14 protein-coding genes are annotated in these 20,449 nt (G+C 64.7%); 2 read left to right on the top strand and 12 right to left on the bottom strand.

Annotation, left to right across the window (positions count from 1 at the left end):
* Positions 1-121: 121 nt before the first annotated feature.
* From ACYYG1_RS15715 to dut, 4 genes are all read right to left on the bottom strand, one after another.
* Positions 122-988, bottom strand: a complete 867-nt coding sequence (locus ACYYG1_RS15715) for a 50S ribosomal protein L11 methyltransferase (RefSeq protein WP_461211282.1) — start codon at positions 986-988, stop codon at positions 122-124.
* Positions 989-1,183: 195 nt separating this feature from the next.
* Positions 1,184-1,342 (bottom strand): hypothetical protein, encoded by a 159-nt coding sequence (locus ACYYG1_RS15720; protein WP_461211283.1) that lies wholly within the window; start codon positions 1,340-1,342, stop codon positions 1,184-1,186.
* Positions 1,343-1,619: 277 nt separating this feature from the next.
* Positions 1,620-2,816, bottom strand: coding sequence for an aspartate aminotransferase family protein (locus ACYYG1_RS15725; RefSeq protein WP_461211284.1), 1,197 nt, complete (start codon positions 2,814-2,816; stop codon positions 1,620-1,622).
* Between the two features lie 7 nt (positions 2,817-2,823).
* Entirely contained in the window at positions 2,824-3,291 is a 468-nt protein-coding gene (gene dut / locus ACYYG1_RS15730) for a dUTP diphosphatase (protein ID WP_461211285.1), read from the bottom strand.
* A 198-nt stretch (positions 3,292-3,489) separates the two neighbouring features.
* Between dut and glgP the strand changes: the two genes are divergently transcribed.
* Positions 3,490-6,057: an alpha-glucan family phosphorylase gene (gene glgP / locus ACYYG1_RS15735; protein WP_461211286.1), complete on the top strand. Its 2,568-nt coding sequence runs from the start codon at positions 3,490-3,492 to the stop codon at positions 6,055-6,057.
* A gap of 74 nt (positions 6,058-6,131) precedes the next feature.
* Here the strand turns inward: glgP and ACYYG1_RS15740 are convergent, their stop codons facing one another.
* From ACYYG1_RS15740 to ACYYG1_RS15750, 3 genes are all read right to left on the bottom strand, one after another.
* Positions 6,132-7,973: a sensor domain-containing diguanylate cyclase gene (locus ACYYG1_RS15740; RefSeq protein ID WP_461211287.1), complete on the bottom strand. Its 1,842-nt coding sequence runs from the start codon at positions 7,971-7,973 to the stop codon at positions 6,132-6,134.
* Positions 7,974-8,255: 282 nt separating this feature from the next.
* Positions 8,256-8,984 carry a hypothetical protein gene (locus ACYYG1_RS15745; RefSeq protein ID WP_461211288.1) on the bottom strand — a complete coding sequence of 243 codons (729 nt, stop codon included), beginning with the start codon at positions 8,982-8,984 and terminating at the stop codon, positions 8,256-8,258.
* Between the two features lie 956 nt (positions 8,985-9,940).
* Positions 9,941-10,726, bottom strand: coding sequence for a sirohydrochlorin cobaltochelatase (locus ACYYG1_RS15750; RefSeq protein WP_461211289.1), 786 nt, complete (start codon positions 10,724-10,726; stop codon positions 9,941-9,943).
* A gap of 149 nt (positions 10,727-10,875) precedes the next feature.
* On the opposite strand from ACYYG1_RS15750, the gene murI reads away from it, so the two are divergent.
* Entirely contained in the window at positions 10,876-11,706 is an 831-nt protein-coding gene (gene murI, locus ACYYG1_RS15755) for a glutamate racemase (RefSeq protein WP_461211290.1), read from the top strand.
* A gap of 79 nt (positions 11,707-11,785) precedes the next feature.
* On the opposite strand, the gene ACYYG1_RS15760 is transcribed toward murI, so the two are convergent.
* The 5 genes from ACYYG1_RS15760 to ACYYG1_RS15780 all read right to left on the bottom strand — a co-directional run bounded on the left by ACYYG1_RS15760 (position 11,786) and on the right by ACYYG1_RS15780 (position 20,191).
* On the bottom strand, positions 11,786-12,514 hold the full coding sequence (locus ACYYG1_RS15760) for a 4Fe-4S dicluster domain-containing protein (RefSeq protein WP_461211291.1): 729 nt from the start codon (positions 12,512-12,514) through the stop codon (positions 11,786-11,788).
* 10 nt (positions 12,515-12,524) lie between these two features.
* Positions 12,525-15,572 (bottom strand): formate dehydrogenase-N subunit alpha, encoded by a 3,048-nt coding sequence (gene fdnG, locus ACYYG1_RS15765; protein ID WP_461211292.1) that lies wholly within the window; start codon positions 15,570-15,572, stop codon positions 12,525-12,527.
* Positions 15,573-16,192: 620 nt separating this feature from the next.
* A complete protein-coding gene (locus tag ACYYG1_RS15770) occupies positions 16,193-16,921 on the bottom strand; it encodes a 4Fe-4S dicluster domain-containing protein (protein ID WP_461211293.1) in 729 nt (242 codons plus the stop codon).
* Between the two features lie 12 nt (positions 16,922-16,933).
* Positions 16,934-19,957, bottom strand: coding sequence for a formate dehydrogenase-N subunit alpha (fdnG, locus tag ACYYG1_RS15775; protein ID WP_461211294.1), 3,024 nt, complete (start codon positions 19,955-19,957; stop codon positions 16,934-16,936).
* Between the two features lie 30 nt (positions 19,958-19,987).
* Positions 19,988-20,191, bottom strand: a complete 204-nt coding sequence (locus tag ACYYG1_RS15780) for a hypothetical protein (RefSeq protein ID WP_461211295.1) — start codon at positions 20,189-20,191, stop codon at positions 19,988-19,990.
* Between the last annotated feature and the right edge of the window lie 258 nt (positions 20,192-20,449).

Here is a 20,449-nt window from a genome sequence, read left to right on the forward strand (position 1 = left end):
ACAACATACAAGGGGCCTGGGGGGCTCGCCCCCCGGTCCCTTTGGCAGCTGGTTCAAAAGCACCAGCTTTGAACCAGGTGTCTTGCTTGAACAATATCTTCCTTTCGTGCGGCAGCATCCATTACCCCAACCGCACATCCTCCCAGATAAGCGCCACCCACTCCCCGGCCCGCTCCCGGCCCGGCTCCGGCAATCCCTGGGCCATATAGACCTCCGCCACGGCGTCTCCCTGCTCCACGAGAATCCCCGACAGCACCAGACACCCGCCCGGGGCCACCCGGGGAACCAAGCGCGGGGCCATGCATTTCAGGGGGCTGGCCAGGATGTTGGCCAGGACCAGATCGAAGCGCTCGCCCGCGTCGAGGCTGTCCACGCTGCCCACTCCCAGGGTGAATTCGTCGCCCACCTTGTTGATGGCCTTGTTCTCCACGGCGTTCTCGATGGCCAGGGGGTCGATGTCCAGGCCCGTGCCCGCGAGGCCCAGCAGGCAGCAGCCCAGGCCCAGGATGCCCGAGCCCGTGCCCAGGTCCAGGAAGCGCATGCCTGCCTTGATGCGCCCGGCGCGGGACAGTCCGGCCACCGCGCCCAGGCAGAGGGCCGTGGTGCCGTGGTGCCCGGTGCCGAAGGCGGTCTTGGGCTCGATGATGATGGGGATGCGGTTCGCGGGCGCCTGGTCCGCCAGCCAGGGCGGCAGCACCGTGAAGGTTTCGCCCGCGTCCACGGGGGTGAAGAATTCGCGCCAGGCCGAGGCCCATTCCTTGTTCTCCACGCTGTCGCGCGTGGCCGCCACCTCGGGCCAGCGCGCGGCCAGGGCCTGGATCACGGCCTCGGCGGCGGTGCTGTCCTCCAGGTACACAGTGAAGACCACGCCGCCGTCTTCTCCCGCCTCCTCCTGCCAGCCGTGGGGCGTGCTTTCGCTGAGGTGCAGGGTCACTTCGTCCACCAGCGCCGCGGGCGCGGCCAGCCTGAGTTGCAGGAGATCCTTCATTGTTCGTCCGTATGGTTGGGGTTGGGGCGCGGCCCAAGGGCCGTCATGCATTAATTGAATTTCAGGTTGTTCCAAAATGTGCGAGTGCAAGGCGCAAGGGAAATGCAAGACCGACGCGTACTTCCCGCGCTTACGCTACGCGAGGGTTTGCATTTTTCGCAGCAACGCAGCAATCGTGCGTTTTGGGGCAACCTGCTAGACGAGTTCGTCGATGATGCGCCCCACGTCCTGCTCGGCGCAGGCCGGGGACGCGCACGCCGCCTCCATCTCCGGGGCGGGCGGCGGGGTCATGTGTACGTCGTAGTTCGCATCCACCGCGCCTTCGGCGGGCGCGGGAGCGATCCCCTCGTCCATGGCGACCATGGCGGGCCATCCTGTTGCGGTTGCCTGGGTGAGGGAAAAATAGGACGGATGGAAACGGGGGTCAAGAAAGGCGGCCCCCCGCCAGGGGAGCCGCCCTTGAACTGTATCTCTCTGTTCCAACCAAAAGCATCTCACGCAGACCGTTCAAAAATAGCGCTTCGCTGAGATGCAAGGCGCAAGGAAAAATCAAGACCGAAGCGTACTCCCCGTACGCGAGGTTTTGATTTTTCCGCAGCAACGCCGCAGATCGCTGTTTTTCAACGGTCTGCTACTGCGCGGCCAGCACGTCGGACAGGGCCTCGCCGAAACGCTCCAGGTCCGCCTGCTCGATGACCAGCGGCGGCAGCAGCCGCAGCACCTTGCCCTTGGCCAGGTTCAGGATGAAGCCCTTGTCCAGGAGCGCGTCCCACACGGGCTGGCCCGGGACGGCCAGCTCGATGCCCAGCATCAGGCCCCTGCCGCGCACTTCGGCGATCTTGCCCGGGTGCGCGGCCTGCACCTGCCGGAACAGGTCCTGGGCCGCGTTGCCGACCTTCTCGGCGCGCTCGGCCAGCTCGTCCCGCTGCATGATCTGCAAGACGCGCGAGGCCACGGCGCAGACCAGCGCGCTGGCGCCGAATGTGGTGGCGTGGCTGCCGGGCTCGAACCCGCGCGCGGCCTCTTCCGTGGCCAGCATGGCGCCCATGGGCAGGCCGTTGGCCAGGGGCTTGGCCGCGGTGAAGATGTCCGGGGCCAGGTTCATGCGCTGGTGGGCCCAGAAGGTGCCCGTGCGGCAGAGGCCGGTCTGCACCTCGTCGACCATGAACAGCACGTCCCGCTCGCGGCAGAGCTTTTCCACGCCCAGCAGGTAGTCGTCGGCCAGGGGCAGCACGCCGCCCTCGCCCTGCACGACCTCCAGGAGCACGGCCGCCGTCTTGGGGCCGATGGCCTCGGCCATGGCGTCCAGGTCCCCGGAGGGCACGGTGCGGAAGCCCTCGGGCAGGGGCTGGAAATGCTGGCTGAACACGGCCTGTCCCGTGGCCGCCAGGGTGCCCATGGTGCGCCCGTGGAACGAGCCCTCCAGGGTGATGATCTCATAGGCGTCCCGCCCGGCCACGGTGCGCATGTAGCGCCGCGCGAGCTTGATGGCCGCCTCGTTGGCCTCGGCCCCGGAGTTGCAGAAAAAGGCCTTGTCCGCGCCCGAGGTGGCGGTCAGCCGCTGGGCCAGGTCCGCGCCCTCCTCCTGGTAGAAGAGGTTGGAAACGTGGCCGAGCTTCTTGTACTGCTCGGTGATGGTCTCCAGGATCTCGGGCCGCGCGTGGCCCAGGTTGACCACGGCGATGCCGGCCAACAGGTCCAGATATTCGCGGCCTTCGAGGTCGTAGATGCGGCAGCCCTCGCCCCGGGCAATGGCCAGGGGATAGCGGCCGTAGGTGTTGCAAATATATTTGGAATCCTTGGCTTTCAATTCGGCGAAATTCATCATCGTCTCCTTACAGTTTTCCGGTGGAGCCGAAGCCTCCGGCTCCGCGCACGGTATCGGCGAGTTCCGCCACCGGGACCAAAGTCCCCTGGCGGACGGGCATGAACACGAGTTGGGCGATGCGCTCTCCGCGCTGAATTCGTCGTCGTTCGCCCGACGTGTTCAGGAGGGAGACGATGATTTCCCCCCGGTAGTCCGGATCGATGACGCCCACGCCCTGGCTCACGGTGAGGCCCTTTTTCGCGCCCAGGCCGCTCCTGGAATACACGAATCCGGCCCAGCCGGGCTCGGCGATCTCCATGGCGATGCCCGTGCCCACCGCCAGGCGTTCGCCCGCGGGGATCTCCACCTCGTCCCGGTCCAGACAGGCGCGCAGATCCACCCCCGCGCTGGCGGGTGTGGAATAGGCGGGCGGAAATTCTTCCGCCACGGGGTGCAGAAACTTGATTTTGACCTCAAGGGGCTCGACGGGGGCCATGGACACTCCAATCCTGTTCTTGTTGCTGCCGCGCGGTTGCGGCTATCGGTTGGGAATATTCCAGGTTTCCGGTGAAGTCAAAGGTATGATGGCGCGTAGTTCCCCGCATATGCCTTGCCTTTTGCACGGGGCGTTGGCACAACAGGAGATGCGGACATAGCCTGCAACGCCTCCGGCCCGCGCCGGAGCGGAGGAATCATGCGACCCATCCAGACCTACAGCGTCGTTCCCAAGTTGCCCAAGAATCTGAAGCCCCTCTGGGAGCTGGCCTACAACCTCTGGTTCTCCTGGAACGGGCGCATTGCGGACCTGTTCGCGCGCATCGACGCGCGGCTCTGGCGCGAGAGCGGCGGCAACCCCGTGGCCTTCATCAACATGCTGCCCCAGGAAGCGCTCCTGGACCTGTCCAACGACCAGATGTTCCTGGACAGGCTGCACGAGACCCTGGAGTCCCTGAACGGCTACCTGGCCCGCTCGGCCTCGGCCGTGGACTTCAAGGGCCGCGTGGAGGGCCAGCCCGTGGTGGCCTATTTCTCCTTCGAGTTCGGGCTGGACCGCTGCCTGCCCATCTACTCGGGCGGCCTGGGCATTCTGGCCGGGGACCATCTCAAATCCGCCAGCGACCTGAACGTACCCCTGGTGGGCGTGGGCCTGGCCTACACCCAGGGCTATTTCCGGCAATACCTGACTCCGGACGCCTGGCAGAACGAGCGCTATCCGGTCTACGACTTCGAGCAGATGCCCATGACCCTGGTGGAGGACGAGGAGGGGCGGCCCCTGCGCTTCCCCCTGGACGTCCGCGGCCAGGAGGTGCGGGTGCAGGTCTGGAAGGTGGCCGTGGGCCGCGTGTCCCTGTTCCTCATGGACACCAACTTCGCGGACAACCCGCCCGAGGTGCGCGAGCTGACCACGCGGCTGTACGGCGGGGACCTGGAGATGCGCCTCAAGCAGGAGATTCTCCTCGGCATCGGCGGCATCAAGGCGCTGAAGGTCCTGGGCGTGGCGCCCTCGGTGATCCACATGAACGAGGGGCATTCGGCCTTTGCCGGGCTGGAGCGCATCCGCATCTTCATGCGCGAGAACGGCCTGTCCTTCGAGGCGGCCAGCGAGCTTACGGCGTCCTCCTGCGTGTTCACCACGCACACCCCGGTGCCCGCGGGCAACGACCGCTTTCCCCCGGACCTCATGCAGCGCTATTTCGAGGGCTACGCCCGGGACATGGGCATCGCCTTCAAGGTCTTCCTGGCCCTGGGGCGCGAGGACCCGCGCGACGACGCCGAGCCGTTCTGCATGACGGTCCTGGCCCTGCGGCTCTCGCGCTTCAACAACGGCGTGAGCGCGCTGCACGGCAAGGTTTCGCGAAACATGTGGCAGCGGGTCTGGCCGCAGTTCCCCCTGGAGGACGTGCCCATCGGGTCCATCACCAACGGCGTGCACCATCCCTCGTGGGTGGCCGACGACATGGCGCTGCTCTACGACCGCTTCCTGGGCAGCAACTGGCGCGAGGACCCGGACTGCGACCGCATCTGGAAGAACGCCGCCGTGATTCCGGACTCCGAGCTCTGGCGGACCCACGAGCGCCTGCGCGAGCGGCTGGTGGACTTCGTGCGCCTGCGGCTGCGCGCGGAGCTGAAGGCCCGGGGCGCGCGCTACAAGGAGCTGGAGGCGGCGGACGACGTGCTGGACCCGGGCGCGCTGACCATCGGCTTCGCCCGGCGTTTCGCCACCTACAAGCGCGCCAACCTGCTGTTGCAGGACAAGGCGCGGCTGTTGTCCATGATTTCCAGCACGCACCGGCCCGTGCAGTTCCTCTTCGCGGGCAAGGCCCACCCGCGCGACAACGAGGGCAAGCGGCTGATCCAGGAGCTGGTGCAGCTCTGCCGCACGCCCAAGTGCCGCAACAAGATGGTCTTTCTTTCGGACTACGACATGGAGGTGGCCTCCTACATGGTCCAGGGCTGCGACGTGTGGCTGAACACCCCGCGCGTGCCTCTGGAGGCCTGCGGCACCTCGGGCATGAAGGCCATGGTCAACGGCGCGCTGCATTGCAGCACCCTGGACGGCTGGTGGGCCGAGGCCTACAGGCGCGACAACAGCCTGGGCTGGGCCATCGGCCAGGGCGAGACCTACGAGGACGTGGAGCACCAGGACTTCGTGGAGTCCCAGACCCTGTACAACCTGCTGGAGAACGACCTGATCCCCGAGTTCTACGAGCGCGGCCACGGCAACCTGCCGCGCAACTGGATCCGGCGCATGAAGAACGCCCTGGTGAGCCTGGGGCCTGTGTTCAACGCCCACCGCATGGTGGAGGACTATTCGCGCATCGCCTACGCCCCGGCCCTGGCCAACTTCAACGACCTGGCCCAGGACGGCTACGCCCGCGCCAAGGCCCTGGCCGAGTGGCGCATGGAGGTCATGACCCGCTGGCACGACGTGGCCGTGCGCAACGTCGAGGCCCGCGAGCCCGGGCGTGTGTACGTGGGCGAGGCCGTGGACGTGTCCTGCGAGGTGCAGCTGAGCGGGCTCAGGCCCGAGGACGTGCTGGTGGAGATCTACAGCGGCGGCGTGGACCACGAGGGCGCCTTCACCCAGCGCCGCACCAAGGCCATGGAGCACCAGGACGCCACCGAGGACGGCTGGACCCGCTACATCGGCCGCTTCAAGCCCTCCGCGCCGGGCCGCTTCGGCTTTTCGGTCCGCGTCCTGCCCAACCACCCGAACCTGCTCGATCCGCACAGCCTGGGCCTGATCCGCTGGGCCGGGTAGGGCGGAGAGCCTTCAAGAAACGAAACGGCCGTCCCGCGCGAGCGCGGTGCGGCCGTTTGCTTCGTGGCGCGCCCTCACCCCGTCCTGACCTGATTCCGCCCGTTCCTCTTGGCTTCGTACAGGGCCGTGTCCGCGCGCTTGAGCATGGACGCCACGTCGTCGCCGGATGCGCTGGTCGTCGCGCCTATGCTCACGGTGAAGGCGATGGCGGCCCTGCCGCTCGTCACCGTCAACCGGGACGGGGATTGGCGGATCCGTTCCGCCAGGGTTTCGGCCGCCTCGGCGTCCGCGTTGATCAGCAGCGCGGCGAACTCCTCGCCGCCAAGGCGGCAGAAGACGTCCGAGGTCCGCAGCTGTTTCCGGGTTTCCGCCACCAGCGCCTTGAGCACCTCGTCCCCGGCGTCGTGCCCGTAGGTGTCGTTGATGGCCTTGAAGTGGTCGATGTCCAGCATCAGCAGGGACAGGGGAGTGCCGTACCTGACGCTTCGCTCGATCTCCTCGCCCGCCCGTTGCATGAACAGACGCCTGTTCCCGGCTCCCGTGAGGTGGTCGCGGGTCGCCTGCTCCTTGAGCCTGTTCTCCAGCCGCATGCGGTCGGTCACATCCCTGGCCACAGCATAGATGAGCTGGTTCGGCACGTCGGGATGCGAGGTCCAGGAGATGAAGCGGTAGGATCCGTCCCTGGTTCTGCAGCGGTTGACGAAGTCCACCACCGGCCGTCCTTCCATGAGGGCCTTCTCCGCTTCGATGAAGGCCTGTACGTCTTCGGGGTGCACGAAGTCGATCAACCGCGACCGCAGGAGGGTCTCCTTGTCCCAGCCCATGGTGCGTTCCCAGGCCGGGTTGATGTCCCTGAAGTATCCGTCCATGCCCGCAACGCAGAGCATGTCCAGGGAAAGGGTGAAGATGCGTTCCCGTTCTTCCTGCGTTTCCCGCAACCGGGTCATGTCCCGGGCGTTGATGGCCACCAGGGAGATGCGTCCGTCGGCGTCGGGCACGGGGTGGTAGTGCAGGGTCACGTAGCGGTGCCCCAGCTTGGGATTGTCGATCCAGCACGATATCGTGCTCACCTCGCCCCGGAGCGCCTTCCGTACGTTCGGTACGGTGACCGAGTTGTAGAACTCCTCCCCGAACAGGTCCGCCGAATTTTTGCCCACTATCGACTCGTGGCCGATGTCCAGGACCTTGAGCCCGTTGTCGTTGATCATCCTGTAGGTGCCGTTTTCATCCAGGAGCGCGATGAGGTCGGGCGATGACGAGATGATCCGTTTGAATATCCAGAGTTTTTCCTGCAGGGCGTGGTTGGCCATCCAGGCCATGCCGTATGCGATGCACAGGTACAGGGCGATGCCCGCCAGGAAGGCCACCCCATGGACCGTGCCCGCGCTCATGAAGGTGTGCGGGATTTCCTCGTCGAGAACCCACCAGGCCCTGAATAGCATGAAGCAACCGTAGAGGACGAACCCGGCGGCCGTGAACCGTTGCGGAGACGTCGTCCTGCCCCACGAGCCGTGGAGGAGGTTCCTGGCGCATAGGCCGGCCAGGGCGGCCAGGATCGAGCTGACGAGGAATATCCTCACGGGAACCGAGGGGGATTGGTACGTATAATATGTAATGGCCAAGCAGCTTGCTGCGACCAGGGCCAGCCCCGGGATGCCGTTGGCGCGCGATGTGTTGCGGAAGCGGCAGATGCCGTCGTTGATGATCAGCAGCCCCAGCAGGATGAGCGTGTTCGCCGCGATCACCGAGAGCGCGGTGGGAATGCTGTCCCGCATGCCGATGAGCAGGGCCCCGAATCCCTGCGCCACAAGTCCGGCCCCGACGGTCTTTAGTCCGCAGAGAACTTGCTGCCTCAGGGAGAAGAGGATGAGGACGCATCCGGAGACAAAGGCGAACAGGACCGTAATGATGCTCATGGTCCGTATGTCGAGTGCGCAGACGGGCATGGTGCGTGGCCTCGGCGTATTCGATGTCCGGTATGCACTATTCCTATCCTGCCAGTGTATACCACCCCCGACGCGTGTCCAGAGGAATTGGGCGGAAAAGGCGTCGTCCGCTACGAATCGAGACTTGGCCGGGACGGTCGAGGGGCGGCGATGCGCGGGACGACCAGGGGCCGCCCGGCATATGCCGGGCGGCCCCTGATTGGATGATCGCCTTGCCCGATGGCCGGCGTCATTCTGTATCTGGCTGTGGGGTTACTTGGTGGCGGTCATCTCGCTGTTCAGGATTCCGTTGAAGTGGGCCACGGTGGAGTTGATGCGATCGGTGCTGGCCAGGGTGTAGTCGATGCGGGACACGAAGTGCTTGTGCGTGGCGGGTGAGACCCGCACGAGGAGGAAATCGCCGAATTCGCTGGGGCAGCGGCCGTCTTCCGTGAAGCGGGAGGCGTCGCTCCAGCATCCGCGCTTGGTGCACTTTTCCAGCTTGCTGGTCAGGGTGCGCTTGTCCATGCCCGCGGGCGGCTCGTTCTGGAGCCAGGCAAAGACCATCTGTCTGTTCGCCTGGTCCCAATGCATGGCCGCAGGGATGCCGAATCTCTTGATGAGCGAGCGTCTGACCTTGGTCAGCATCGGCAGCCCGACCCGGTCGTTGAAGCGCAGGGACTGCGACAGGCCGATGACTTCGCCGGAGGGGGCGAGGATCGCGCGGAACCTGCTGGCCTCGGCATAGTTCTGGCCTTGCGCCCTGCTGAAGGCCTCAAGGCCGAATTCGAACATCTCGGGCTCGTCGAAGCTGTTGTTCAGCCGCTGCTTCACGATCCTGACGTTCTGGTTCGACCTGCCGTACGACATCTTCTCCATGGCCACGTGCTTCGGGCAGCCGATTCCGATTCCCAGGATGTTCAGGGCTTCGGTGGCGTGGGAAAGGGGGGCGGAGCAGAGTACGATGAGGGCTACGAGTGGTAGAGAGAGGAAGTGCTTCATTGGTAGTCTCCTGTCAGAGGGGGGAGTGTGAGATGGTTTTGTTCTGGTTCAGCATGAGGAGCCTCTAGTTGGTGTCTCGTTGGCCGCAGAATAGGACCGCGAAGAATGCATGACAAGAGTATTTAGGCATTTTTTTAATATAATTTTATCGAATTGCATTGCAGCGGCGACGTTGTTTTCTGCTGTTTTATTTGTTCATATTCTTTTGGTGTGATTAAAAGTATTAGCATATTTTTCGAAACTAAATGAATAATTTTTCCAAGCATTCCTTGTGAAATTTGTATCTTTTACAATTCTAGGTTAGATTTGTTTCGCATAATAGCCATTGGAAGTATCCATTTCAAGCCTTGATCAGAGTATTATTGCGATCTGTTTAAAAAATATATAATTACTGATGCGTTCAAAAATAATTTAAAAACAATTGTTGCGTTGTCTTTTTTTTAAGACTTGCAGCTTAGCTTTGCTAAAAATGGTCCGTTTTTCCGGACTGGTCAGACCAGAGGCTGGTCGGCGGAGGATGGAGATCGTTGGAAGATGAATGCAGTATACGTTGAAAATTCAAATTGTACATTGGTTATCAGCATATAATTGCGTGAAACTCATAAAATTATGCTTGATTTTTGCGAAATAAGGTTCGTTTAGCATTGATGATTGCGCTTTATTGAGCTTGTGTTTACCGGGTGTGGGACGCTCGGGAAAAATGGAACATACGTTGGGAACGGCCATGATGCTCTCCGCGATACGGATGTCTTGATATCCTGCGGCGCGATGCTTGGCGGGCGTCCACGGCCATGGCCGGTTCGCATGGGAAGGATGGAGATGATGGCGTGTGATTGCGGATTGTTATCCGGGAGGGGCGTGGCGGGGCGGCGGCGCAGGAGATGGGCTGCGGCCGGGCGTCGCTTGAACCGGAAAACGGAATGGGATTCGAGCTGGGGTACGGGTGCCCGGGGGGCTCAGAGTTCTTCCAGGGCCTCGGCCAGGTGGTCCAGCCAGATGGCGGCGAAGGCGTCGTGCTCGGCGGTTCCGTCCGTGATGCAGGCGGCCTCTATGCCCGCCGCGCCCAGGATGGAGACCCAGGAGTCCGGCCCGGCACCGCACATGTCGCGCTGCACGTGGCGGCCGGGCAGGGCCAGCAACGGCATGAGCCAGGCCTTGCGCGCGCCCTGCGCCCGCAGCGTGTCCAGCACCCCGTGGATGGTCAGGCGGCCGTCCATGGTGGCCACGTAGACGTCGGGGTCGGCGGCCTGCAGGGCGTCGTAGAGCACGTCGTAGAGGCTGTCCCCTTCATGCCAGGTGCCGTGGCCCATGAGCACCACGGCCTCGCCCGGCGCGCGCTCGGCGGGCAGGGCGGCCATGACCGCGTCCACCACCCGGGGCACGTCCCCGGGCCCGCCGATGAGCGGGCGTCCCAGGGACAGGCGGGCGAGGCCCTCGCCGCCCCCGGCGCAGGCGCGCACGTCCTCGGTCAGGCCGTCGAACTCCTTGCCCGTGATCACGTGCAGGGACTGCACGGCCACGTGGGTGTACTTCTCGAAGCCCATCTTGCGCAGGGCCTTGTCCGCGCTGTCGGTCTTCTTGCCCTTGTCCGCCAGCTTGCCGCGCACCACGCCCGAGGTGAAGGCCCAGCGCACGGGCAGCTCCGGGAAGCGCGCGCGCACGCGCTCCTCGAAGGCCCGAAGCGGCAGGTGGGCCTCCTGGCGGCTGGAGCCGAAGGCGACGAGAAGAATACCTTTTTTCATGGGGTGTCCTTGGGCGGCGTATGGCCGCCAAGTATGCAGGCTAGCAGAAAATCCGCCGCGCATGAAGCGATTTGCGGCCCCCAGGGCCGCGCTTGGCGGGGGGATATGCCGGCCTGGACATGCGCGCCCCCCGGGGATACATCCCGGCCATGCCAAACCATCGCGCTTCCCAGCCCATCGGGGTCTTCGATTCCGGCGTGGGCGGCCTCACCGTCCTGAAGGCCTTGCGCCGGGTCCTGCCCGGTGAGGATTTCCTGTACCTGGGCGACACGGCCCGCCTGCCCTACGGCACCAAGAGCTCGCGCTCGGTGGAGCGCTACGCCCTGCAATGCGCGGAGCTGCTGGCCTCGCGCGGCATCAAGAAGCTGGTGGTGGCCTGCAACACGGCCTCCAGCGCGGCCCTGCCCGCGTTGCGCGCGGCCTTCCCGGACCTGTGCGTGGCCGGGGTGGTGGGCCCGGGCGCGCGCGCGGGCTGCCTGGCCACCCGCTCCCGGCGCATGGTGGTGTCCGCCACCGAGGGCACGGTGCGCGGCGGGGCCTACCAGGCCGCCATCCGCGACATCTGCCCGCAGATGCACATCCAAGCCGTGGCCTGTCCCCTGTTCGTGGCCCTGGCCGAGGAGGGCTGGACCGACGGCCCCATCGTCGAGGGCGTGGCCCGGCGCTATCTGACCCCGTTCTTCGACTGCCCCGCGCCCGAGCGGCCCGACGTGCTGGTCCTGGGCTGCACGCATTTCCCGGTCCTGGCCGGGGCCATCGCCGACGTGGTGGGGCCCGGGGTCACGGTCATCGACTCCGCCGCCACCACGGCCCAGGAGGTGGCCGACGGCCTGCGCGCCGCGGGCTTGGTCAACCCCCGGGCCGGGGAGGGGGGCATGCGCTTCCTGGCCACGGACGACGCCGAGCGCTTCGCCCGTGTGGGCGGCACCTTCCTGGGCCAGCCCTTGGCCCCTTCCGACATCAGCGTGGTGGACCTCTAGATCCTGGCGCATCCCCCGAACGCCAGCGGCCCGGATGAACCGGGCCGCATGGGTTGGAGGGTTGGACTCTGAGGTGTCGCTATGTCAGATGCCTCAAGGGAGAGAGGAATCTGGCCATCATCCTGCGTCTGCCCATGACCGGGGCGGGCTGCGCCTCGGCGGCCAGAAACTGGTGGTACAGGGCCGGGTCCCCGGCGGCCAGGTAGATGACGTTCACCTCGTCGGCGTCCACCAGCCGCGCCTTGGGGTAGCGCTTCTTTGCCGCGGCCAGATGCTCCTCGGCCAGTTCCAGCATTTCCTCCCTGTCTCCAAAGTTCATGCAGCCGGTGGGGCAGGTCTGCACGCAGGCCGGCTTCATGCCGTTGTGCACCCGGTCGATGCACATGTCGCACTTGCCGATGCGCCCGGTTTCCTTGTCGATGCGGGGGATGTCGTAGGGACAGGCCTCGCGCACCTCCTGCTTCTCCTCGTCGGACAGCTGGGCCGTGAGGTCGGTGTACAGAACGGCCCCTGTGAGCTCGTCGCGGAGGATCGCCCCTTCCACGTAGCCGTCGGCCACCTCCTTGCACGGGGCGATGAGGCAGTGCCTGCACTGCTCCGGGAAGAACAGCCAGTTCAGCTTGCCGTCCAGCGTGGCCTCGCTGAAGCGCACGAGCTTGTAGGTCACGAAGGACAGGTCCTTGGGGTTCTGGTAGGAGCCCCAGTTTTCGGTTTTGGTGGCGGGGAACTTGTGCCACTGCTTGCAGGCCACCTGGCAACCCCGGCAGGCCGTGCAGCGCGTCATGTCGATGAGGAAGGTCTTGTCCATGCTGCTCTCCTTACGCCTTGCGGACGTTGGCCATGAAGACCTTGGTTTCGGGGATGCCGGTGTTGGGATCGCCCACCGACGGGGTCAGCAGGTTGGCGGAGTCGCCGCCCTCGCCGTTCTCGGGCATCTGCCAGCCGAAGCACCAGGGCAGGCCGATCTGGTAGATGGTCTTGCCCATGACCTTCAGGGGCGACATGCGCTGCGTGACGATGGCCACGGCCCACAGGCTGCCGCGCACGCTTTCGGCGATGACCTTTTCGCCGTTCTCGATGCCCAGTTTCTTGGCCAGCTCCCGGCTCATCTCGCAGAACATCTGCGGTTGGGCCTCCAGCAGCCAGGGGGTGTGGCGGGTCATGAGGCCCGTCTGCCAGTGCTCGGTGACGCGGTAGGTGGTGGCCACGTACGGGAACTTGGGGTCGCCCACGGACATTTTCTCCTCGATGAACCTGAGGGCCGTGGGGTTGTTGCGCTGGCTGGAGAAGGGGTTCTTCTTGAAGGGCGACTCCATGGGCTCGTAATGCTCGGGGAACGGCCCGTCGGCCCTGCCGGGGCCGAAGATGTGGCCGTGGCCCTGGGGCTTCATGATGAAGGCGTACTTGGTGCCGGGCGCCCAGCCGCCGTCGGGCACGTCGCCGATCCATTTCTCGCCCTTCCACTGGATGACGGGCTTCTGGGGCGCGTAGGGCTTGCCCGTGTTGTCGCATGAGGCGCGGTTGTAGATGATGCGCCGGTTCACGGGCCAGCACCACGTGAAGTTGGGGTACAGCCCGATCTTGGCCTGCTCGGGGGTCTGGGTCAGGTCGCGCCTCGCGGCCATGTTGCCCTTTTCAGTGTAGGAGTTGCAGTACAGCCAGTTGCCGGACATGGTCGAGCCGTCGTCCTGGAGGTACGCGAAGCTGGGCACCAGCTGGCCCTTCTTGAACCGCTTGCCCTTTATCTCCACGTCGCGCGTGAAGTAGCCGTTGATGAGCTTGGCCACCGCGTGGGCGTCGTATTCGCCGTGGCCGTTCTTCCACATGTGCGTGGACAGCCCCAGGACGGGCTCCGCGAATTTGCCGCCCTCGCGGGCGTAGAGCTCGCGGATGGCGTCGAACATCTCGGTCATGATGTGGCCGTCGGTCTTGCAGCTGCCCCAGGGGTCGGGCCCGCGATAGCGCCACTGCATCCAGCGGCCGGAGTTGGTGATGGAGCCCTCCTTCTCGATGGACACGGCGCAGGGCAGGAAGAAGACCTCGGTCTTGATCTTCTTGGGGGCCATTCCCGGGCCGCGCCAGAAGGAGCCGGTCTCGTTGTCGAAGATGTTCACGTTGACCATCCAGTCCAGGGTGGCCAGGGCGTCGCGGGTCTTGTTGGCGTTGGCCCCGCCGCAGGCCGGGTTCTGGCCCCAGGAGAAGAAGCCCTGGAACTCCTTGCGGTACATGGCGTCGAACAGCTGCAGCCAGGTGTAGGTCTTGCCGTCGTCGGCCTTGGGCAGCCAGGCGTAGCTGGCCTCGGGGGCGGCGGACGGATACATGGCCTTCAGGAAGCTGCTCATGTACTTGGGATAGTTCTGCCACCAGGCCGCGGACTTGGGATCCTTGGCGCCCGTCAGGTGGGGCGCGGTTTTCTTCTTGTTGTAGGCTTCCAGGCTGTCCAGGGACGCCGACGGCGTGCCCAGGTAGCCGGGCAGGATGTGCCACAGCAGACAGTGGTCCGTGGACCCCTGCACGTTGGACTCGCCGCGCAGGGCGTTGACCCCGCCGCCGGCCACGCCGATGTTGCCGAGGAGCAGCTGGGCCATGGCCATGGTGCGGATGTACTGCACGCCCACCGTGTGCTGGGTCCAGCCCATGGCGTACATGATGGTCCCGGCCTTGTCGGGCTTGCCCGTGGCCGCGTAGAGCTTGTAGAACTCCGCGAGGGCCTTGGCGTCGCCGCCGGAGACCTGCGCGACCTTGTCCAGGTCGTAGCGGCCGTAGTGCTTCTTCAGCAACTGGTACACGCAGCGCGGGTGCTGCAGGCTGGGATCCTTCTTGGGAACGCCCTCGGACTCGTACTCGAAGGCCCACTGGGACTTGTCGTAGTGTCCCACGTAGTCCGAGGAGTCGGGGTTCTTGCTGTACCCGGAGAAGAGCCCGTCCTTGAAGCCGAACTTCTTGGAGACGATGAACGAGGCGTTGGTGTGGCTGACCACGTAGTCCTTCTGGATCAGGTCATGGTCCAGGATGTACTTGATCAGCCCGCCGAGCACGGCGATGTCCGACCCGGCCCGGATCTGGCAGTACAGATGGGCCTTGGCCGAGGTGCGGGTGAAGCGCGGGTCGATGTGGATGAGCTTGGCCCCGTTGTCCACGGCCTTCATGACGTGCCGGAAGGATATGGGGTGGTTCTCCGCCGCGTTGGAGCCCATGACCAGGATGCAGTCGCTGTTGGCGATGTCGTTCCAATGGTTGGTCATGGCGCCGCGCCCGAAGGATTCGGCCAGGGCCGCCACGGTGGAGCTGTGGCAGATGCGGGCCTGATGTTCGATGTAGACCAGCCCCAGGGAGCGCAGGATGGCCTGGTAGGCCCAGCATTCCTCGTTGTCCAGGGCCGCCGAGCCCACCGAGGCGATGCCGTTGCAGCGGTTCACGGTCTGGCCCGAGGCGTTGGCGGTCGTGAAGGTCTTGTCCCGGACGTCCTTCACGCGCCGGGCGATCTGCTCCAGCGCCCAGTCCCAGGAGACCTCCTGCCACTTGTCGCTGTACGGGGCCCGGTACATGGGGGCCGTCACGCGGCTGTTGTTCTCGGCCAGTTGCCAGATGGACGCGCCCTTGGCGCACAGCGCGCCCGCGTTGATGGGATGGTCGGGATCTCCCTCGACGTTCATGGCCCGGCCGTTGGCCTTGTCGGTGTGCACGATGAGCCCGCAACCCACTGCGCAGTAACAGCATACCGAGGTGGTCTGCCTGGCCCAGCGGGTCTTGAGAAGCTGGGCCCTGGCCTCCGTGGGCGACAGGCACATGCCCAGGCCGCCGAAGGCGACCGCGGCTCCCGCTGCTGTGGAGAGTTTGAGAAAATCTCTACGGCAAAGTTCCATGGGATTCTCCTTGAGGTTGTCGGCGGCCGTCAGCGGCCGCGGATTTCTCGCGACAATTCCATCAGCAGGCAGTAGCCGGCCGGCCTGGGCGTGTCGCGGCGCCTCGGGCGCGCGCGCGGCGCGTCCTGCCTGAAGGGGATCAGGACCATTCCCCTTGCCCTGGCCCTCACCTGCGCCAGGTCGAAGCCCAGCCCGGAGAAGGGCGGGGAGGGGCGGTCCGGTTGGCGGTGCAAGAGACCTCCTTGGTTGAAAGTGACCTTGGTATAGGTTGACTCTATTGGATGTATAGATTGTCCAGAGGAAAGGGACAAAGCATCGGGGCATGATCACTTGTTGACACAGTAGGCGGAAATCGCCTGTCGCCGGACAGGCGGCTGCTCTGTCGTATATCTGTAACTATTTGAAAATGTTTTATTGTGTGTATTTAAGCATAAAGCTGGTTTTCAATATGTGTAATCAAGCAGGTTAAAAAAACTTGCCCAAAGTCTGACACCGGCCCTCGCCAGCCGGGTACGGGGGGAGGAAGGGCGGCCGCGCGGGCCGTGATGGTGAAAAGCGAGCGGCGGTCCGGGGGGGACCCGGACCGCCGCGTCGGTTGGAAGGTTGGTGTGTGGGGGTGTCTATGTCAGATGCCTCAAGGGGGAGAGGAATCTGGCCATCATCTTGCGCCTGCCCATGACCGGGGCGGGACGAGCCTCGGCGGCCAGGAACTGGTGGTACAGGGAAGGCTCCACCGCCGCCAGGTAGATGACGTTGACGTCATCGGGGTCCACGAGTTGCGCGTCGGGGTGGCGCTTCTGGACCTCCGCCAGGCGCTCCTCGGCCAGGGCCAGCATGTCCTCCCTGTCGCCGAAGTTCATGGTGCCCGTGGGGCAGATGCTCACGCACGCGGGCTTCAGCCCGTTGTGCACCCTGTCCACGCACATGTCGCACTTGCTCAGCAGGCCGCTTTCGGGGTCGATGCGCGGGATGTCGTAGGGACAGGCCTCGCGCACCTCCTGTTTCTCGTCCGCGGACAGCCGGGCCGTGAGGTCGGTGTACAGCACCGCGCCCGTGTTCTCGTCGCGGATGATCGAGCCCTCCACGTAGCCCTCGGCCACCTCCAGGCACGGGGCGATGAGGCAATGCCTGCACTGCTCCGGGAAGAACAGCCAGTTCAGCTTGCCCTTGTGTTCCACCTCCTGGAAGCGCACCAGCTTGTAGGTGATGAAGGACAGGTCCGCGGGGTTTTGGTGCGACCCGAAGTTGCGGGTCTCCTCTGCGGGCAGGTCGTGCCATTGCTTGCAGGCCACCTGGCAACCCCGGCAGGCCGTGCAGCGGGTCAGATCGATGAAGAAGGTCTTGTCCATAGTGCTCTCTCCTTACGCCTTACGGACGTTGACCATGAAGGCCTTGGTTTCGGGGATGCCGGTGTTGGGGTCGCCCACGGAAGGCGACAGCAGGTTGGCTGCGTCGCCGCCGTTCTTGGGATAGACCCAGCCGAAGTGCCAGGGAATGCCCACCTGGTGCACGGTCTTGCCCATGATCCTGAAGGGCTTCAGGCGCTTGGTGACGATGGCGATGGCCCAGAGGCTGCCGCGCACGCTGGACACGTCGACCTTGTCGCCGTTGCCGATCTTGAGCTCCGCGGCCAGCTCCTCGCTGATCTCGCAGAAGATCTGCGGCTCGGCCTCCAGGAGCCAGGGCGTGTAGCGGGTCATGACGCCGGACTGCCAGTGCTCGGTGACCCGGTAGGTGGTGCACACGAAGGGATACTTGGGATCGTTCACCGCCTTGTATTCCGTCTTGAACTGCAGGGCGGTGGGGTTGTTGAGCCGCTTGGAGAACGGGTGGGACTTCACCGGCGCCTCCATGGGCTCGTAGTACTCGGGGAAGGGGCCGTCGGCGCGGCCGGGGCCGAACACGTGGCCGTGACCCTCGGGCTTCATGATGAAGGCGTACTTGGTGCCGGGCTTCCACCCGCCGTCGGGCACGTCGCCGATCCACTTCTCGCCCGTCCACTGGATGACCGGCTTCTCGGGCGCGTAGGGGCGTCCCTCGAGGTCCACCGAGGCGCGGTTGTAGATGATGCGCCGGTTCACGGGCCAGCACCACGAGAAGTTGGGGTACAGGCCGATCTTGGCCTGCTCGGGTGTCTGGCTCAGGTCGCGGCGCGCGGCCATGTTGCCCTTCTCGGTGTAGGAGTTGCAGTACAGCCAGTTGCCGGACATGGTGGAGCCGTCGTCCTTGAGGAACGCGAAGCTCGGCACCAGCTGGCCCTTTTTGTACTGCTTGCCCTTTATCTCCACGTCGCGCGTGAAGTAGCCGTTGATGAGCTTGGCCACCGCGTGGGCGTCGAACTCGCCGTGCTCGTTCTCCCAGAGGTGGGTGCCCAGGCCCAGAATGGGCTCGGGCATGGCCCCGCCTTCCTCGGCGTAGAGCTCCTTGATCTTCTTCATCAGCTCCAGGATGATCTCGCCGTCCGGGCGCGTGTCGCCCCAGGGGTCGGGCCCCTGGTAGCGCCACTGCATCCAGCGGCCGGAGTTGGTGATGGAGCCTTCCTTCTCGATGGACACGGCGCAGGGCAGGAAGAAGACCTCGGTCTTGACCTTCTTCGGGTCCATGCCCGGGCCGCGCCAGAAGGAGCCGGTCTCGTTGTCGAAGATGTTGACGTTGACCATCCAGTCCAGGGTGGTCATGGCCTCGCGGGTCTTGTTGGAGTTCGCGCCGCCGCAGGCCGGGTTCTGGCCCCAGGCGAAGAAGCCCTTGAACGCGCCCCGGCTCATCTCGTCGAAGAGGTTCAGCCAGGAGTAGTTCTTCCCGTCGTCGACCTTGGGCAGGTACTGGTAGGCCCCGGCCGGGTCGGCCGAGGGGTACATGGATTTGAGGAAGCTGTTCATGTACTTGGGATAGTTCTGCCACCAGGCCGCGGACTTGGGATCCTTGGCGCCCTTGAGGTGCGGGGCGGCCTTCTTGGAGTTGTAGGCTTCCAGGGTGTCCAGGGAGGCCGAGGGGATGCCCAGGTAGCCGGGCAGGATGTGCCACAGCAGGCAGTGGTCCGTGGACCCCTGCACGTTGGATTCGCCGCGCAGGGCGTTGACCCCGCCGCCGGCCACGCCGATGTTGCCGAGGAGCAGCTGGATCATGGCCATGGAGCGGATGTTCTGCACGCCCACGGTGTGCTGGGTCCAGCCCATGGCGTACATGATGGTGGCGGACTTGTCGGGCTTGCCCGTGGCCGTATAGGCCTTGTAGACCTTGAGGATGTCCTTCTTGGGCGTGCCTGTGACCTTCTCCACCTTGTCCAGGGTGTAGCGGCTGTAGTGCTTCTTCAGCAGCTGGTACACGCAGCGCGGATGGCGCAGGCTGGGATCCTTTTTGGGGATGCCTTCGGATTCGTACTCGAAGGCCCAGGACGATTTGTCGTACTTCCCGGTCTTGGGGTCGAAGCCCGTGAACAGGCCGTCCTTGAAACCGAAGTCCTTGTTCACGATGAAGGAGGCGTTGGTGTAGTTGACCACGTACTCCTTGAAGATCAGGTCGTTGTCCAGGATGTACTTGATCATCCCGCCCAGGAAGCCGATGTCCGAGCCCGAGCGGATGGGCGCGTAGATGTCGGCCTTGGTGGAGGTCCTGGTGAACCTTGGGTCCACATGGATGAGGGTCGCGCCCTTGTCCTGGGCCCTGAGCACCCACTTGAAGGAAATGGGATGGTTTTCGGCAGCGTTGCTGCCCATGATCAGAATGCAATCACTGTTTGCGAGATCGATCCAGTGATTGGTCATCGCGCCGCGTCCGAACGACTCTGCCAGAGCCGCAACAGTGGCGCTGTGTCAGATACGGGCCTGGTGCTCGATGTACACCAGGCCGATGGACCTGAGCAGGCTCTGGTAGGTCCAGCACTCCTCGTTGTCCAGGGCGGCTGAGCCCACGGAGGCGATGCCGTCGCAGCGGTTGACGGTCTGGCCTTTGGCGTTCACGCGGCTGAAGGTCGCGTCGCGGGTCTCCTTGACCCGGCGGGCGATGCGCTCCATGGCCCAGTCCCATCCCTTGGGTTCCCACTTGTCGGAATAGGGGGCGCGGTAGAGAACGGTCTTCACGCGCTTGTTGTTCTCGCCCAGGGCGGCGATGGACGCGCCCTTGGCGCACAGGGATCCTTCGTTCACGGGATGGTCGGGGTCGCCTTCCACGTTTATGGCGCGGCCGCTCATGGTGTCGGTGTGCACGATGAGCCCGCAGCCCACGGCGCAGTAGCAACAGATGGATGTGGTCTGCTTGGCCCAGCGGGTCTTGAGCAGCTGGGCCCTGGCCACCGTCGGCGACAGGCCCATGCCCAGGCCGCCGAAGGCGGCTGCGACACCCGCTGCTGTGGAGAGTTTCAGAAATCCTCTACGGCAAAGTTCCATTGCGTAACTCCTGAAGGTTGCCGGCCGCCGTCAGCGGCCGCGGATTTCTCGCGACAAGGCAACCAGCAGGCCGTAGCCGGCCGGCCGGGGCATGTCGCGAAGCCTCGGGCGCGCGCGGGGCGCGTCCAGGCGCACAAGGGACAGGGCCATGGCTCCGGCCATGGCCTTCACCGGCTCGAGATCGAATCCCAGTCCGGAGAAGGGGAGTGCGGCGCGGGCCGCCTCGTGCGGCAAGTGTCCTCCTTGGTGGTTTGCGCCTCCCGAGGGCGAGTGAAGGTGTTCCATAGTTCTATGGTGTAGAGGTTTTTCGATCGGCAAACAAAATGTCTATACTTGATCATTCTCTTGCACAGGTGAAGGAGGGGACTTGTCGGCAACGCGGGGGAAATGGACTTGGTCTATCGTTAACTATTTGTAAATGTTCTATTATGTTTTTTTGGGCATAACATCGTGTTTCGACACGCGATGCAAGACGGCAAGATGGCACTTGCT

This window comes from Desulfocurvus sp. DL1XJH-121 (genome assembly GCF_054819825.1).

Bases quoted from the DNA above. Each gene is read 5' to 3' on its own strand.
- ACYYG1_RS15715 (WP_461211282.1), bottom strand. From the start codon at position 988: ATGAAGGATCTCCTGCAACTCAGGCTGGCCGCGCCCGCGGCGCTGGTG.
- ACYYG1_RS15745 (WP_461211288.1), bottom strand. From the start codon at position 8,984: ATGAAGCACTTCCTCTCTCTACCACTCGTAGCCCTCATCGTACTCTGC.
- ACYYG1_RS15725 (WP_461211284.1), bottom strand. From the start codon at position 2,816: ATGATGAATTTCGCCGAATTGAAAGCCAAGGATTCCAAATATATTTGC.
- fdnG (WP_461211292.1), bottom strand. From the start codon at position 15,572: ATGGAACTTTGCCGTAGAGATTTTCTCAAACTCTCCACAGCAGCGGGA.
- ACYYG1_RS15770 (WP_461211293.1), bottom strand. From the start codon at position 16,921: ATGGACAAGACCTTCTTCATCGATCTGACCCGCTGCACGGCCTGCCGG.
- ACYYG1_RS15750 (WP_461211289.1), bottom strand. From the start codon at position 10,726: ATGAAAAAAGGTATTCTTCTCGTCGCCTTCGGCTCCAGCCGCCAGGAG.
- ACYYG1_RS15720 (WP_461211283.1), bottom strand. From the start codon at position 1,342: ATGGACGAGGGGATCGCTCCCGCGCCCGCCGAAGGCGCGGTGGATGCG.
- murI (WP_461211290.1), top strand. From the start codon at position 10,876: ATGCCAAACCATCGCGCTTCCCAGCCCATCGGGGTCTTCGATTCCGGC.
- dut (WP_461211285.1), bottom strand. From the start codon at position 3,291: ATGGCCCCCGTCGAGCCCCTTGAGGTCAAAATCAAGTTTCTGCACCCC.
- ACYYG1_RS15740 (WP_461211287.1), bottom strand. From the start codon at position 7,973: ATGAGCATCATTACGGTCCTGTTCGCCTTTGTCTCCGGATGCGTCCTC.
- ACYYG1_RS15760 (WP_461211291.1), bottom strand. From the start codon at position 12,514: ATGGACAAGACCTTCCTCATCGACATGACGCGCTGCACGGCCTGCCGG.
- glgP (WP_461211286.1), top strand. From the start codon at position 3,490: ATGCGACCCATCCAGACCTACAGCGTCGTTCCCAAGTTGCCCAAGAAT.